Annotated in this window: 15 protein-coding genes; 12 read left to right on the plus strand and 3 right to left on the minus strand. The window is 57.4% G+C overall.

Annotation, left to right across the window (positions count from 1 at the left end; genetic code table 11):
* Window positions 1-3: 3 nt before the first annotated feature.
* Both flgM and flgA read right to left on the minus strand, forming a co-directional pair.
* Entirely contained in the window at window positions 4-297 is a 294-nt protein-coding gene (gene flgM / locus L379_RS14200) for a flagellar biosynthesis anti-sigma factor FlgM (RefSeq protein ID WP_003858002.1), read from the minus strand.
* 93 nt (window positions 298-390) lie between these two features.
* The gene (flgA, locus tag L379_RS14195) at window positions 391-1050 is read right to left on the minus strand and encodes a flagellar basal body P-ring formation chaperone FlgA (protein ID WP_023296301.1); all 660 of its coding nucleotides are present in this window, start codon (window positions 1048-1050) and stop codon (window positions 391-393) included.
* Window positions 1051-1207: 157 nt separating this feature from the next.
* Here flgA and flgB point away from each other — a divergent pair, with 157 nt between their 5' ends.
* The 11 genes from flgB (at window position 1208) to flgL (ending at window position 11065) form a co-directional block, all read left to right on the plus strand.
* Complete coding sequence (gene flgB, locus L379_RS14190) at window positions 1208-1624, plus strand: flagellar basal body rod protein FlgB (protein ID WP_003857999.1); 417 nt, start codon at window positions 1208-1210, stop codon at window positions 1622-1624.
* Between the two features lie 3 nt (window positions 1625-1627).
* Window positions 1628-2032 carry a flagellar basal body rod protein FlgC gene (gene flgC, locus L379_RS14185; protein ID WP_032653203.1) on the plus strand — a complete coding sequence of 135 codons (405 nt, stop codon included), beginning with the start codon at window positions 1628-1630 and terminating at the stop codon, window positions 2030-2032.
* 11 nt (window positions 2033-2043) lie between these two features.
* Window positions 2044-2754, plus strand: coding sequence for a flagellar hook assembly protein FlgD (gene flgD / locus L379_RS14180; RefSeq protein WP_003857994.1), 711 nt, complete (start codon window positions 2044-2046; stop codon window positions 2752-2754).
* A 26-nt stretch (window positions 2755-2780) separates the two neighbouring features.
* Window positions 2781-3989 carry a flagellar hook protein FlgE gene (gene flgE / locus L379_RS14175; protein ID WP_015570832.1) on the plus strand — a complete coding sequence of 403 codons (1209 nt, stop codon included), beginning with the start codon at window positions 2781-2783 and terminating at the stop codon, window positions 3987-3989.
* Window positions 3990-4009: 20 nt separating this feature from the next.
* Window positions 4010-4765: a flagellar basal body rod protein FlgF gene (locus L379_RS14170; protein WP_003857990.1), complete on the plus strand. Its 756-nt coding sequence runs from the start codon at window positions 4010-4012 to the stop codon at window positions 4763-4765.
* 11 nt (window positions 4766-4776) lie between these two features.
* Entirely contained in the window at window positions 4777-5559 is a 783-nt protein-coding gene (flgG, locus tag L379_RS14165) for a flagellar basal-body rod protein FlgG (protein ID WP_000625853.1), read from the plus strand.
* 57 nt (window positions 5560-5616) lie between these two features.
* Window positions 5617-6315: a flagellar basal body L-ring protein FlgH gene (gene flgH / locus L379_RS14160; RefSeq protein WP_003857987.1), complete on the plus strand. Its 699-nt coding sequence runs from the start codon at window positions 5617-5619 to the stop codon at window positions 6313-6315.
* Window positions 6316-6327: 12 nt separating this feature from the next.
* Complete coding sequence (locus L379_RS14155) at window positions 6328-7425, plus strand: flagellar basal body P-ring protein FlgI (protein ID WP_017384733.1); 1098 nt, start codon at window positions 6328-6330, stop codon at window positions 7423-7425.
* The gene (gene flgJ, locus L379_RS14150; protein WP_017384732.1) at window positions 7426-8379 is read left to right on the plus strand and encodes a flagellar assembly peptidoglycan hydrolase FlgJ; all 954 of its coding nucleotides are present in this window, start codon (window positions 7426-7428) and stop codon (window positions 8377-8379) included.
* A 75-nt stretch (window positions 8380-8454) separates the two neighbouring features.
* A complete protein-coding gene (gene flgK, locus L379_RS14145; protein WP_017384731.1) occupies window positions 8455-10095 on the plus strand; it encodes a flagellar hook-associated protein FlgK in 1641 nt (546 codons plus the stop codon).
* Window positions 10096-10111: 16 nt separating this feature from the next.
* Entirely contained in the window at window positions 10112-11065 is a 954-nt protein-coding gene (flgL, locus tag L379_RS14140; RefSeq protein ID WP_017384730.1) for a flagellar hook-associated protein FlgL, read from the plus strand.
* 75 nt (window positions 11066-11140) lie between these two features.
* On the opposite strand, the gene L379_RS14135 is transcribed toward flgL, so the two are convergent.
* A complete protein-coding gene (locus L379_RS14135) occupies window positions 11141-12352 on the minus strand; it encodes an MFS transporter (protein ID WP_032653206.1) in 1212 nt (403 codons plus the stop codon).
* A 94-nt stretch (window positions 12353-12446) separates the two neighbouring features.
* Here L379_RS14135 and L379_RS14130 point away from each other — a divergent pair, with 94 nt between their 5' ends.
* Window positions 12447-13400 (plus strand): LysR family transcriptional regulator, encoded by a 954-nt coding sequence (locus tag L379_RS14130; protein WP_032650005.1) that lies wholly within the window; start codon window positions 12447-12449, stop codon window positions 13398-13400.
* Window positions 13401-13439 lie beyond the last annotated feature (39 nt).

Raw genomic sequence — 13439 nt, forward strand, 5'->3', positions numbered from 1 at the left:
CGGTTAGTTACTCTGGAGGAAACTCTGTGCGTCCTGAATCAGCGCATCAGCGATTTTGCTGGTATCCATTTTCAGTTCGCCGTTACGGATAGCCGTTTTCAGCGCTTCAACACGTTCCATATTGATATCGCTGCTGCCTGGCTGCATCAGCTTCGACTGCGCATCGCTCAGCGTGACGCTGGTGCTGTTAGCCGTCGACGTTTTTTCCAGACGCGTTTTTTGCGGGGCAGCCTCATTCGTTTCGCGAGGTTGTACAGTGCTAACCGGCTTCAGGGCTGATGTACGATCAATGCTCATAGTGTTGTCCTCATCGAGGGTTCGCGGCGTTTGCGCCTGACATCATCATTTGTTGAATATTTATCGGCAGTCGCCGCGAAATCTTTAAAAAGATTACAGGTTAATCAGAATATTCCCATCAGGACCGACCGTGCCGCTGACCACCTGGCCTGAGGACATTCTGACCCGGGCATTTTGCGCCACTGCGGCATTATTCAGCGCTTTTCCTTCACTGTTGATACTAAAGCCTTCGCCATTGGCGACCACCATCACCTGTTGTCCCGCTTTCACCCGCCACGCCTGGCGCAGCATGGATAGCTGTATCGCCTGTCCAGGAGCGACATCGCGCAGGCTGACCGCCTCCTGAGCCTGGTTGATATCCAGCATCGTCCGCGGTGGAAGCTGATCCAGACGGCCTCGCTTCAGCGTTACGCTGTCAGGTTGCAGCAGGCTGCCCCGGGGAATGGGAACGGCGGCGACAACATAATTGCCCGTCGCCTGAACCGCAACCTGTAAGTAGCGCTTTTCATTGGCGCAACGCGCCAGCACGTTCACGTTGCCCCATAAGCGGGTGCTGCCGGTCACGCTAAATGACGGGGCTTCGCAGGAAGGGTAAAGGTTAGGCGGGGTGCGCACGGTCACGCGTACGTCATCGCTGAAACCGGCCAGCTTCTGCGCAAAGAATGCATTGAGCTGGTCCTCTAACCCCTCAGCCTGCACCAGAGGGCTTAAAAGCAGTAGGGTCGCCGCCAGGCCACGTTTAAAAGTCCGCATCGCACGTTCCACCATGTCCAGAATTTAGCAAATTCTACCCGCAGTGGTTTTCCATCAACGCAACAAATAGCGACGCATTTTGCGCTTATTCCGTCGATAGGGGAGACGGGGTGAGATTTAAGCTGTGAACTGAAATTTTCTCATCAGCGGAGGAGACATGCTCGATAAACTCGACGCCGCGTTACGTTTTCAGCAGGAAGCGCTCAATTTACGCGCCCAGCGGCAGGAGATTTTAGCCGCCAATATCGCCAACGCGGATACCCCCGGGTATCAGGCGCGCGATATTGATTTTTCCAGTGAACTCAAAAAAGTGATGGAGCGTGGACGTGCCGAAGGAACGGGTGTCTCACTGGCCCTGACATCCTCACGTCATATTCCCGCTCAGGCGATGACCGCGCCAACGACCGACCTGCTTTACCGTATTCCCGATCAGCCCTCACTTGATGGTAACACCGTCGACATGGACCGGGAGCGCACACAGTTTGCCGATAACAGCCTGCAATACCAGACAGGTCTGACGCTACTCGGCGGGCAAATTAAAGGCATGATGACCGTTCTACAGGGGGGCAATTAGTAAATGGCCTTGCTGAATATTTTTGATATCGCCGGTTCGGCATTAACGGCGCAGTCCAAACGACTGAACGTGGCCGCCAGTAACCTGGCCAACGTCGACAGCGTGACCGGCCCTGACGGGCAACCGTATCGCGCTAAACAGGTTGTCTTCCAGGTTGATGCTGCACCGGGTGCGGCAACGGGCGGCGTAAAAGTGGCGGACGTGGTTGAGAGCCAGGCACCCGACAAGCTGGTTTACGAGCCTGGCAACCCGCTCGCGGATGCCAGCGGCTACGTGAAAATGCCGAACGTGGATGTGGTCGGGGAGATGGTGAACTCCATGTCCGCGTCGCGTAGCTACCAGGCAAACGTCGAAGTGCTTAATACCGTGAAGAGCATGATGCTCAAAACACTCACTCTCGGCCAGTAAAGGAGACACGCATGTCCATCGCCGTAAACGTGAATGACCCGACAAATACCGGCGTCAACAGCACCAGCAGTGCGACCGGTTCCAGCTCTCTCACCGGGAGCAATGCCTCCGATTTACAGAGCAGCTTTCTGACCCTGCTGGTGGCACAACTGAAAAATCAGGACCCGACCAATCCGATGCAGAACAACGAACTGACCACGCAGCTTGCGCAGATCAGTACCGTCAGCGGCATTGAGAAACTGAACACCACGCTCGGCTCGGTCTCCGGTCAAATCGATAACAGCCAGTCCTTGCAGGCCGCCAACCTGATCGGTCACGGGGTGATGATCCCGGGGACCACGATTCTGGCGGGCACCAGCACTACCGATGGCACGTCCACCACCACCACGACGCCGTTTGGCGTTGAGTTGCAGCAGCCGGCCGACAAAGTCACCGCCACAATCAAAGACGCCAGCGGCAACGTGGTGCGCACGATTGAGATTGGCGAGCTTAAAGCGGGCGTTCATACCTTTACCTGGGATGGCAGCCTGACCGACGGCACTAAAGCGCCTAACGGCTCGTATCAGGTTGCGATTAGCGCCAGCAACGGCACCACTCAGCTGGTGGCTCAGCCGCTACAGTTTGCCCTGGTTCAGGGCGTCATCAAGGGTAGCGATGGCAACAAACTGGATTTGGGTACCTCCGGTACCACCACACTCGACGAAGTTCGGCAGATTATCTAAGCCTTCATACTTATCAGGAGTAAGTCATGGCCTTTTCTCAAGCGGTCAGCGGCCTGAATGCTGCGGCCACCAACCTGGACGTCATTGGCAACAACATCGCCAACTCCGCGACCTATGGTTTTAAATCCGGTTCTGCGTCTTTTGCAGATATGTTTGCAGGCTCTAAAGTGGGCCTGGGCGTGAAGGTTGCGGGTATCACCCAAGACTTCACCGACGGGACGACCACCAACACCGGTCGCGGTCTGGACGTCGCCATCAGCCAGAACGGTTTCTTCCGTATGGTGGATGCCAACGGTTCCGTGTTCTACAGCCGCAACGGCCAGTTCAAGCTGGATGAAAACCGTAACCTGGTGAACATGCAGGGGCTTCAGTTAACCGGTTATCCGGTTGCCGGCACGCCGCCTACGGTGCAAACCGGTGCGAATCCGCAGGCGATCTCCATCCCAACGACGCTGATGGCGGCGAAGTCCACCACCACGGCCTCTCAGCAGATCAACCTGAACTCCACCGATACCGCGCCAACCGTCGCCTTCGATCCGTCCAACCCTGACTCTTACAACAAGAAAGGCACCGTGACGGTGTTTGACAGCCAGGGTAATGCGCACAACATGAACCTGTTTTATGTCAAAAACGAGACGCCAGCTAACTCCTGGAAAGTGTATTCGCAGGACGGCAGCGTAGCGGGAGATGCAGCGAAACTGGCAACCACGCTGACCTTTAACGAGAGTGGTGTGCTGACGGGTGGCGATGATATCAAGATCACAACGGGCACCGTTCCGGGCGCGACGCCAGCCACGTTTGACATGAGTTTCGCCAACTCCATGCAGCAAAACACCGGTGCGAACAACATCGTGGCGACGAGCCAGAACGGCTATAAGCCGGGCGATCTGGTGAGCTACCAGATCAACGATGACGGTACCGTTGTCGGTAACTATTCGAACGAACAGACCCAGGTGCTGGGCCAGATCGTGCTGGCAAACTTCGCCAACAACGAAGGCCTGAAATCCGAAGGGGATAACGTCTGGTCTGCCACGCAGTCTTCCGGGGTTGCCCTGCTGGGAACCGCGGGTTCCGGTAACTTCGGCACGCTGACTAACGGTGCGCTGGAAGCCTCCAACGTCGATCTGAGTAAAGAGCTGGTGAACATGATCGTCGCGCAACGTAACTACCAGTCCAACGCGCAGACCATCAAAACCCAGGATCAGATCCTCAACACGCTGGTTAACCTGCGTTAAGCAGCTGACGGGAAAGCGCAATGGATCACGCAATATATACAGCGATGGGCGCAGCAAGCCAGACGCTCAATCAGCAAGCTGTTACCGCCAGCAACCTTGCGAACGCTTCCACGCCAGGTTTTCGTGCGCAGCTCAACGCGCTGCGTGCGGTGCCGGTAGAAGGGCTGTCATTGCCCACGCGTACGCTGGTCACCGCCTCCACGCCGGGCGCCGACATGACGCCAGGTCAGATGGATTACACCGCGCGTCCGCTGGACGTTGCCCTTCAGCAGGACGGCTGGCTGGCGGTGCAAACGGCTGACGGCGGGGAAGGGTATACCCGCAACGGTAATATCCAGGTGAGCGCCACCGGGCAGCTGACGATTCAGGGGCATCCGGTTATGGGCGAAGCCGGTCCGTTGACGGTGCCGGAAGGGTCAGAGCTGACCATTGCGGCAGACGGGACGATCTCGGCGTTAAACCCGGGCGACCCGGCGAACACCGTTGCGCCTGTCGGTCGTCTGAAGCTGGTGAAAGCGGAAGGCAACGAAGTGCAGCGTGGCGATGACGGGATGTTCCGTCTGACCCAGGCGGCGCAGGCCACGCGTGGCGCCACGTTACAGGCCGACCCGACCATCCGCGTGATGTCCGGCGTGCTGGAAGGCAGTAACGTCAAACCGGTGGAAGCCATGACCGACATGATCGCCAGCGCCCGCCGCTTCGAAATGCAGATGAAAATCATCAGCAGCGTCGATGAAAACGCAGGCAAGGCTAACCAACTTCTGGCTATGAGTTAACAGGACTCCCTATGATCAGTTCTTTATGGATCGCGAAAACCGGTCTGGACGCACAGCAAACCAATATGGATGTGATTGCCAACAACCTGGCAAACGTCAGCACCAATGGTTTCAAGCGCCAGCGTGCGGTTTTCGAAGATTTGCTTTATCAAACGATTCGTCAGCCAGGGGCGCAGTCTTCTGAGCAAACCACGCTGCCGTCCGGTCTGCAAATTGGTACCGGCGTGCGCCCGGTCGCCACCGAGCGTCTGCACAGCCAGGGCAACCTGTCCCAGACCAACAACAGTAAAGACGTTGCCATTAAAGGTCAGGGTTTCTTCCAGGTGCAGCTGCCTGACGGGACCTCCGCCTATACCCGCGATGGTTCGTTCCAGGTGGATCAGAACGGCCAGCTGGTGACGGCGGGCGGTTTCCAGGTTCAGCCTGCGATCACCATACCGGCGAACGCGCTGAGTATCACCATTGGTCGTGACGGTATCGTCAGCGTCACTCAGCAAGGTCAGGCCGCGCCGGTCCAGGTTGGACAGCTCAACCTGACCACCTTCATGAACGATACCGGACTGGAAAGCATCGGCGAGAACCTCTACACCGAAACGCAGTCTTCCGGCACGCCAAATGAAAGTACCCCGGGCCTGAACGGGGCGGGGCTGCTGTATCAGGGGTATGTGGAAACCTCGAACGTTAACGTGGCGGAAGAGCTGGTGAATATGATCCAGGTCCAGCGCGCCTATGAAATTAACAGTAAAGCAGTGTCGACGACCGACCAGATGCTGCAAAAACTGACGCAACTCTAAGGTGTAGCCCGGTGCGGTAAACGTCGCACCGGCTCCCTGTTTTCGAAGATGAAGGCAATGCAAAAAAACGCGGCGTTTCGTTATCCGATCCTGACTGTTCTGGCCGTCACCCTCAGCGGGTGTGCCTGGATCCCGTCTAAACCATTGGTACAGGGTGCGACTACCGCCCAACCCGTTCCCGGCCCCGCGCCGGTGGTGAACGGCTCTATTTTCCAGACCGCGCAGCCGATTAACTACGGTTATCAGCCGCTGTTTGAAGACCGTCGTCCGCGTAACGTTGGCGATACGCTGACCATTGTGTTGCAGGAAAACGTCAGTGCGAGTAAGAGCTCGTCGGCGAACGCCAGCCGCGACGGCAAAACCAATTTTGGCTTCGACACCGTGCCGCGCTATCTGCAAGGGCTGTTCGGCAACGCCCGTGCGGATGTGGAAGCCTCCGGCGGCAACACCTTTAACGGTAAAGGTGGTGCGAACGCCAGCAACACCTTCAGCGGAACGCTGACGGTTACGGTTGACCAGGTTCTGGTGAACGGCAACCTGCACGTGGTGGGCGAAAAACAGATCGCCATTAACCAGGGTACGGAATTCATTCGCTTCTCCGGTGTGGTTAACCCTCGCACTATCAGCGGCACCAACACCGTACCGTCCACCCAGGTGGCGGATGCGCGCATTGAGTACGTCGGCAACGGCTACATTAACGAAGCGCAAAATATGGGCTGGCTGCAACGCTTCTTCCTTAACTTATCGCCGATGTAAGCGAGGTGACCTATGTATAAATTTCTCTTCGCCGTGGCGCTGTCGCTGGTCGCTACCGTTGCGCAGGCCGATCGCATACGCGATCTCACCAGCGTGCAGGGCGTGCGCGAAAACTCGCTGATTGGCTACGGCCTGGTGGTGGGGCTGGATGGGACGGGTGACCAGACGACCCAGACGCCGTTCACCACCCAGAGCCTGAACAATATGCTCTCGCAGCTCGGTATTACCGTACCGGCCGGGACCAACATGCAGCTGAAAAACGTGGCGGCCGTGATGGTGACCGCGTCTTATCCGGCCTTTGCGCGTCAGGGGCAGACCATCGACGTGGTTGTCTCGTCGATGGGTAACGCCAAAAGCCTGCGCGGCGGTACGTTGCTGATGACGCCGCTGAAAGGGGTCGACAGCCAGGTGTATGCTCTGGCGCAGGGCAACATTCTGGTTGGCGGAGCAGGCGCGTCGGCGGGCGGCAGCAGCGTGCAGGTGAACCAGCTGAACGGGGGACGTATTACCAACGGCGCGATCATCGAACGTGAGCTGCCGACCCAGTTCGGCACCGGCAACACCATTAACCTGCAACTGAATAACGAAGACTTTACGATGGCGCAGCAGATCGCTGACACCATCAACCGCAGCCGGGGCTACGGCAGCGCCACCGCGCTGGATGCCCGTACCGTGCAGATCCGCACGTCAACCGGCAGCAGCAACCAGGTGCGGTTGCTGGCCGATATCCAGAATATGGAAGTGAACGTGCCGGTGCAGGATGCGAAAGTCATTATCAACTCCCGTACCGGCTCGGTGGTGATGAACCGCGAAGTGACGCTGGACAGCTGCGCCGTGGCGCAGGGCAATCTCTCCGTCACGGTTAACCGCTCGGCCAACGTCAGCCAGCCGGATACCCCGTTTGGTGGCGGTCAGACGGTAGTGACCCCGCAAACGCAGATTGATTTACGACAGAGCGGCGGTTCGTTGCAGAGCGTGCGCTCCAGCGCCAACCTGAACAGCGTGGTGCGTGCTCTGAATGCGCTGGGTGCAACGCCAATGGATCTGATGTCCATTCTGCAATCCATGCAAAGTGCAGGCTGCCTGCGCGCCAGACTGGAAATCATCTAAATGCTGACCGATAGCAAACTGTTGACCAGTGCCGCCTGGGATGCCCAGTCGCTCAACGAGCTGAAAACCAAAGCGGGCAAGGATCCGGCGGCGAATATCCGCCCGGTGGCCCGTCAGGTGGAAGGCATGTTCGTACAAATGATGTTGAAAAGCATGCGTGAAACCCTGCCGAAAGATGGCATGTTCAGCAGCGATTCCACGCGGCTTTACACCAGCATGTACGATCAGCAGATTGCCCAGCAAATGACCGCCGGAAAGGGGCTCGGCCTGGCGGACATGATTGTGAAGCAGACCGCAGCCGCTCAGGGGCTCCCGCCTGAAGAGGCCCCGCCGCAGGTGCCGCTGAAGTTTGATCTGGAAAAGGTGACCAGTTATCAAAATCAGGCGCTGACGCAGATGGTGCGTAAGGCGATGCCGAAGCCGGCAGAAACGCGTGACGAGCCGCTCTCCGGCGACAGCAAAGACTTCCTGGCGCAGCTCTCCCTGCCGGCGCGTCTTGCCAGTGAAGAGAGCGGCGTGCCGCACCATCTGATTCTGGCGCAGGCGGCGCTGGAGTCGGGCTGGGGGCAACGTCAGATCCGCAGGGAGAACGGTGAGCCGAGCTTCAACATCTTTGGCGTGAAGGCCACCTCCAGCTGGAAAGGGCCGACCACCGAGATCACCACCACCGAATATGAGAACGGTGCGGCAGTGAAGGTGAAAGCCAAATTCCGCGTCTACAGCTCGTATCTGGAAGCGTTGTCGGATTATGTCGGGCTGCTGAGCCGGAATCCGCGCTACACCGCCGTGACCCAGGCCGCCACGCCAGAGCAGGGCGCTCAGGCATTGCAGAATGCTGGCTACGCGACCGATCCAAACTATGCGCGCAAGCTGACCAGCATGATCCAGCAGCTGAAATCCATGTCTGAGAAGGTCAGCAAAGCGTATAGCACAGATCTCGAAAATCTGTTCTGAAAGTTCTCAAGTCCCGGTGGAGGTTGCCGATAACCTTCATCAGGACTCGTGTCTGAACGTATAAAAGGAACCCCCATGTCCAGTTTGATTAACAGCGCCATGAGTGGCCTCAGTGCTGCGCAGTCGGCACTCAATACCGTCAGTAATAATATTTCAAGCTACAACGTGGCAGGTTATACCCGCCAGACCACCATTCTGGGGGCATCAAACAGCACCCTGACCGGCGGTGGCTGGGTGGGTAACGGGGTCTATGTCTCCGGTGTTCAGCGTGAATATGATGCGTTTATCACCAACCAGCTGCGCGCGGCGCAGAACCAGAGCAGTGGGCTGACCACGCGCTACCAGCAGATGTCAAAAATTGACGACGTGCTTTCTGATACCACGAACTCGCTTTCTGCCAACCTCCAGGATTTCTTTAAAAGCCTGCAAACGCTGGTGAGTAACGCAGAAGATCCGGCTGCTCGCCAGACGGTACTCGGGAAGGCGGATGGTCTGGTAAACCAGTTTAAAACCAACGATCAATATCTCCGCGATCAGGATGCGCAGGTCAATACGGCGATTTCTACCAGCGTCGATCAGATCAATAACTACGCGAAACAGATTGCCAATCTTAACGATCAGATCTCCCGGCTGACTGGCGTCGGTGCGGGCGCATCCCCGAATGAACTGCTCGATCAGCGCGATCAGCTGGTGAGTGAACTGAACAAGATTGTCGGTGTGGACGTCACCGTACAGGACAGCGGCACCTACAACATCTCTATCGCCAACGGTTACACCCTGGTACAGGGCAGCAACGCCAGCCAGCTGGCGGCGGTGAAATCCAGTGCGGACCCAGCGCGTACAACAATTGCGTATGTGGATACCGCAGCGGGCAACGTGGAGATCTCAGAAAAACAGATCACCACGGGGTCGCTTGGGGGGCTGTTAACGTTCCGTTCTCAGGATCTGGATCAGGCGCGAAACACCCTTAACCAGATGGCGCTGGCGTTTGCGGATGCCATGAATACCCAGCACCAGGCTGGCTTTGATGCCAACGGGGATGCAGGCGGCAAGCTGTTTGATTTTGGCTCGCCGGCAGTGCTGAGTAACGGTAAAAACACCGGAAGCGCGTCCGTTACGGCCACGATGACGGACAGTACAAAGGTCCAGGCGACAAACTATAAAGTCGAGTACAACGGTACTGACTGGACAATCACGCGTCTGTCGGACAACACCAGCTTCACGGCCAAGCCTGACGCCAGCGGTAATCTGTCGTTTGATGGTCTCAACGTTAAGATTAGCGGCTCAGCCGATAATAAAGACAGTTTCATCGTCAAACCGGTGAATGACGTCATTGTGAATATGGACGTAGCGATCAGCGACGAATCCAAACTGGCGATGGCCTCCGCGAAAGGAAGCGGCGAAAGCGACAATACCAATGGCCAGAAGCTGCTGGATTTACAGAGCGCCAAATTGGTGGGAGGGAACAAAACCTTTAACGATGCTTATGCCGCGCTGGTCAGTACGGTGGGCAGCACCACGGCGTCGCTGAAAACCAGCAGCGAAACCAAAGTTAACGTGGTGACGCAGCTGACCAAACAACAGCAGTCAATCTCCGGGGTTAACCTGGATGAAGAGTATGGCAACCTGCAACGCTATCAGCAGTACTATCTGGCGAATGCGCAGGTGCTGCAAACGGCGAGCACGCTGTTTGATGCATTGATCAATATCCGCTAAGGCTGAGGCATAAAAAATGCGTATTAGTACTCAAATGATGTATGAGCAAAGCATGCGCGGCGTGACGAACTCCCAAAGTCTCTGGCTCAGCTACGGCGAGCAGATGTCTACGGGGAAGCGTATCAACCGTCCGTCTGACGATCCGATTGCCGCCTCGCAGGCCGTTGTGCTCTCTCAGGCCCAAACGCAAAACAGCCAGTATGCGCTGGCACGTTCTTTCGCTACGACGAAAGTCTCGCTGGAAGAGAACGTGTTATCGCAAGTGACAACCGCCATCCAGGCTGCTCAGGAAAAGATTGTCAATGCGGGCAACGGTACGTTAAGTGACGATGACCGCGCTTCGCTGGCCACAAACCTGCAAGGTATTCGCGATCAGCTCATGAACCTGGCTAACAGCACGGACGGTAACGGTCGCTATATTTTTTCCGGTTACAAGACCGAAGCGGCGGCTTTCGACCAGGCGACGGGTGATTATAAGGGCGGCGGAACGCCAATCAGCCAGCAGGTTGACTCCGCGCGCACGATGCAAATTAGCCATACGGGCACTGAAGTTTTCGATAGCTTCACCAGCAATGCCAAGCCAGAGCCAGATGGTAGTGCGCCGGAAACGAATTTGTTTAAGATCCTCGACTCCGCAATTGAAGCGTTGAATACGCCGATTGGGGAGGACGAAACGAAAGCCGAGGCGTTTACGGCGGCTATTGATAAAGCCAACCGTGGCCTGAGCAACTCCCTCAACAACGTGCTGACCGTGCGCGCCGACCTCGGCATCAAGCTGGATGAGCTGGGCAAGCTGGACGCTCTGGGTGAAGACCGCGCGCTGGGTCAGACGCAGCAGATGAGTAACCTGGTTGACGTGGACTGGAACTCGGTGATTTCGTCCTACACCATGCAGCAGGCGGCGTTGCAGGCCTCGTATAAAGCCTTTAGCGATATGCAGGGTATGTCTTTGTTCCAGATGAACAAATAAGACTCTGACCTGTTTGACATGTCTTGAAACTGGGCATGTTTTGACTGCCCAACCCGTCCGGGTTGGGCATTTTTTTTACACACTTTCTGCCTGTGCGGACAGCACCCGGGCGCTTTCAATCACTCTGATAGCCAGCGCAATGGCACCACACAGGGTTGCCAGAGCCAGCACGCCAGACCAGCCTGCCAGCGTATAGATATTGCTGCCTAATGCCGAACCCAGCGCCATTCCGATGAAAATGACGGTAAACAGCAGGGCGTTCAGGCGTCCGCGGGCCTGCGGCTCAAGGCTGTAGACCAGGTTCTGGTGGGCCACGAGGCTGGACTGCAAGCCGAGATCGAAACCGACCGCGGAGAGGGCAATCAGGATCAACTGACCGTGTACACCCAGTGCCGGCATCATGAACATCAGGGCAAACGAGAGGGTCACCAGCGCGGCACCCAGCTGGGTCACTTTACCGGCGCCCAGCTTATCTGCCAGACCCCCTGCCAGCGGTGCAGCCAGCGCACCAGCGGCTCCGGCAATACCAAATCCACCCGCTACGGCGCTGCCAAGGTGATACCGTTCCAGCAGCATGACCGCCAGCGTTGACCAGAATGCGCTAAAGGCAATCGACAGAAAACCCTGAGCCAGCGCCGCGCGACGCAGTGCCGGGTAACGACGCCACAGGTGCTCCATGGAACGCATCAGCGCGGGATAGCTCAGCGTGGAGTGAATAGCAAAACGTGGGAGTACGGCCCACATCACCACGCCGACAAAGGCAATGCTTGCAGCAGCCAGCTGATACATCACCCGCCAGCCAAAGGCTTCACCGACCACGCCGCTGACGGTTCTGGAGAGCAAAATCCCCAGCAGCAGGCCGGTCATCACCGTGCCGACCGTTTTTCCCTGTTTACCTTCCGGCGCGAGGATCGCTGCGGCCGGGACAATATCCTGCGCCATGGTGGCGGCCATGCCAATCAGCAGGCTGGTGAGCAGCAGGGAGTGCAGTTGTCCGGTCAGGCTACAACCCAGCAGGAACAGCGCCAGGGCCGCACTTTTTATCAGGATCAGCGTTCTGCGGTCATGACGATCGCCGAGCGGGAGCAGAAACAGGATGCCCAGGGCATAACCCGCCTGGGTGAGCGTCGGGACCATGCCCATGCCTTCGATGCTCAGATGCAGGTCTGAGCCCATCAGCGGCAGCAGAGGCTGGGCATAATAGATGGATGCCACGCTAAAGCCCGCACCGAGCGCCAGCATTAAGATTACCCAGCGGCTTACGGCCCGGGTGGTGGTTGTGTTCATAAGATGTTCCTCATTCGTCGTGTGCGGCTATTTTTTATCAGTACGCCTTGCGACGGTAGCGGGCGCGGTGGTAAAACGCTTATACGTGTGGCGTATGGGTAAAAATGGTATGAAAAGGTCTGAGCGTATAGATCGGGTAGAACTGATGCGAACGTTTGTTCGCATTGTGGAGGCGGGGTCTCTTTCTGCGGCGGCACGTCAGCTGGCAACAACCCAGGCCACGGTGAGCCGACGGTTGCAGTCGCTTGAGACCATGCTGGGAGTACGCCTGATGCTGCGCACAACCCATACGACCCGGCTGACCGATGACGGCGAACGCTGCTATCAGCATGCCCGACGGGTGATTGACAGCTGGCTGGCGCTGGAAGACGAGGTAGGGCAGACGGAAGATGAACCGGTTGGGGTGCTGAGGGTGCGCGCCCCGCACGCGTTTGGCCAGGATCAGCTTCTGAAACCGTTAACCGAATTTTTACAGCGCTATCCCCAGCTTTCTGTTGAGTGGATGCTCAACGATCGCTCGGTTGATTTCCTCGGCGACAACCTTGACTGTGCTATTCGGGTGGGTGTGGAAGTCGATCCGGCAACCGTGTCCGTGCTGCTGGCTGAAGTGCCGCGCTCGGTGGTGGCTTCACCGGAATTACTGGCCCGTTATCCCGCGGTTAAAACGCCGGAAGATTTGCAGCAGCTTCCCTGGATCGCCATCAGCTCTTTTTATCAACGCCATGTGGAGCTTTTCCACGATGCATCATCCGCCCCGGCGCGGGTTACCATTACGCCACGGCTGAGTACAGACAGCCTGTATGTGGCGCGCAATACGGCACTCACCGGGCTTGGCGTGGCGGTGGTATCCAGCTGGACGGTACAGGATGATATTCAGGAAGGAAGACTGGTGCATCTACTGCCAGAGTGGCTGCCGGCAGCGTTACCGGTACATCTGGTTTACCCCTGGTCTCGTTATTATCCGGCGCGCTTGCGGCGTTTTCTGGAGCTGATGCGGCAGATAATGCCGGAGGTCACCGGGATGAGAAAGCCCCTGCAACAGCCATAAAAAAGCCGACCCGAAGGTCGGCTTTCAGTCTTAGCGTGC

Origin of the sequence: Enterobacter sp. MGH 33 (genome assembly GCF_000534535.1) — a bacterium.
In the GTDB taxonomy this organism is placed as follows: Bacteria; Pseudomonadota; Gammaproteobacteria; order Enterobacterales; family Enterobacteriaceae; genus Enterobacter; species Enterobacter hormaechei_C.

Bases quoted from the DNA above. Each gene is read 5' to 3' on its own strand.
- flgE (WP_015570832.1), top strand. From the start codon at position 2,781: ATGGCCTTTTCTCAAGCGGTCAGCGGCCTGAATGCTGCGGCCACCAAC.
- flgA (WP_023296301.1), bottom strand. From the start codon at position 1,050: ATGCGGACTTTTAAACGTGGCCTGGCGGCGACCCTACTGCTTTTAAGC.
- flgL (WP_017384730.1), top strand. From the start codon at position 10,112: ATGCGTATTAGTACTCAAATGATGTATGAGCAAAGCATGCGCGGCGTG.
- L379_RS14155 (WP_017384733.1), top strand. From the start codon at position 6,328: ATGTATAAATTTCTCTTCGCCGTGGCGCTGTCGCTGGTCGCTACCGTT.
- flgG (WP_000625853.1), top strand. From the start codon at position 4,777: ATGATCAGTTCTTTATGGATCGCGAAAACCGGTCTGGACGCACAGCAA.
- flgM (WP_003858002.1), bottom strand. From the start codon at position 297: ATGAGCATTGATCGTACATCAGCCCTGAAGCCGGTTAGCACTGTACAA.
- L379_RS14130 (WP_032650005.1), top strand. From the start codon at position 12,447: ATGGGTAAAAATGGTATGAAAAGGTCTGAGCGTATAGATCGGGTAGAA.
- flgD (WP_003857994.1), top strand. From the start codon at position 2,044: ATGTCCATCGCCGTAAACGTGAATGACCCGACAAATACCGGCGTCAAC.
- L379_RS14135 (WP_032653206.1), bottom strand. From the start codon at position 12,352: ATGAACACAACCACCACCCGGGCCGTAAGCCGCTGGGTAATCTTAATG.
- flgB (WP_003857999.1), top strand. From the start codon at position 1,208: ATGCTCGATAAACTCGACGCCGCGTTACGTTTTCAGCAGGAAGCGCTC.
- flgC (WP_032653203.1), top strand. From the start codon at position 1,628: ATGGCCTTGCTGAATATTTTTGATATCGCCGGTTCGGCATTAACGGCG.
- flgJ (WP_017384732.1), top strand. From the start codon at position 7,426: ATGCTGACCGATAGCAAACTGTTGACCAGTGCCGCCTGGGATGCCCAG.
- L379_RS14170 (WP_003857990.1), top strand. From the start codon at position 4,010: ATGGATCACGCAATATATACAGCGATGGGCGCAGCAAGCCAGACGCTC.
- flgK (WP_017384731.1), top strand. From the start codon at position 8,455: ATGTCCAGTTTGATTAACAGCGCCATGAGTGGCCTCAGTGCTGCGCAG.
- flgH (WP_003857987.1), top strand. From the start codon at position 5,617: ATGCAAAAAAACGCGGCGTTTCGTTATCCGATCCTGACTGTTCTGGCC.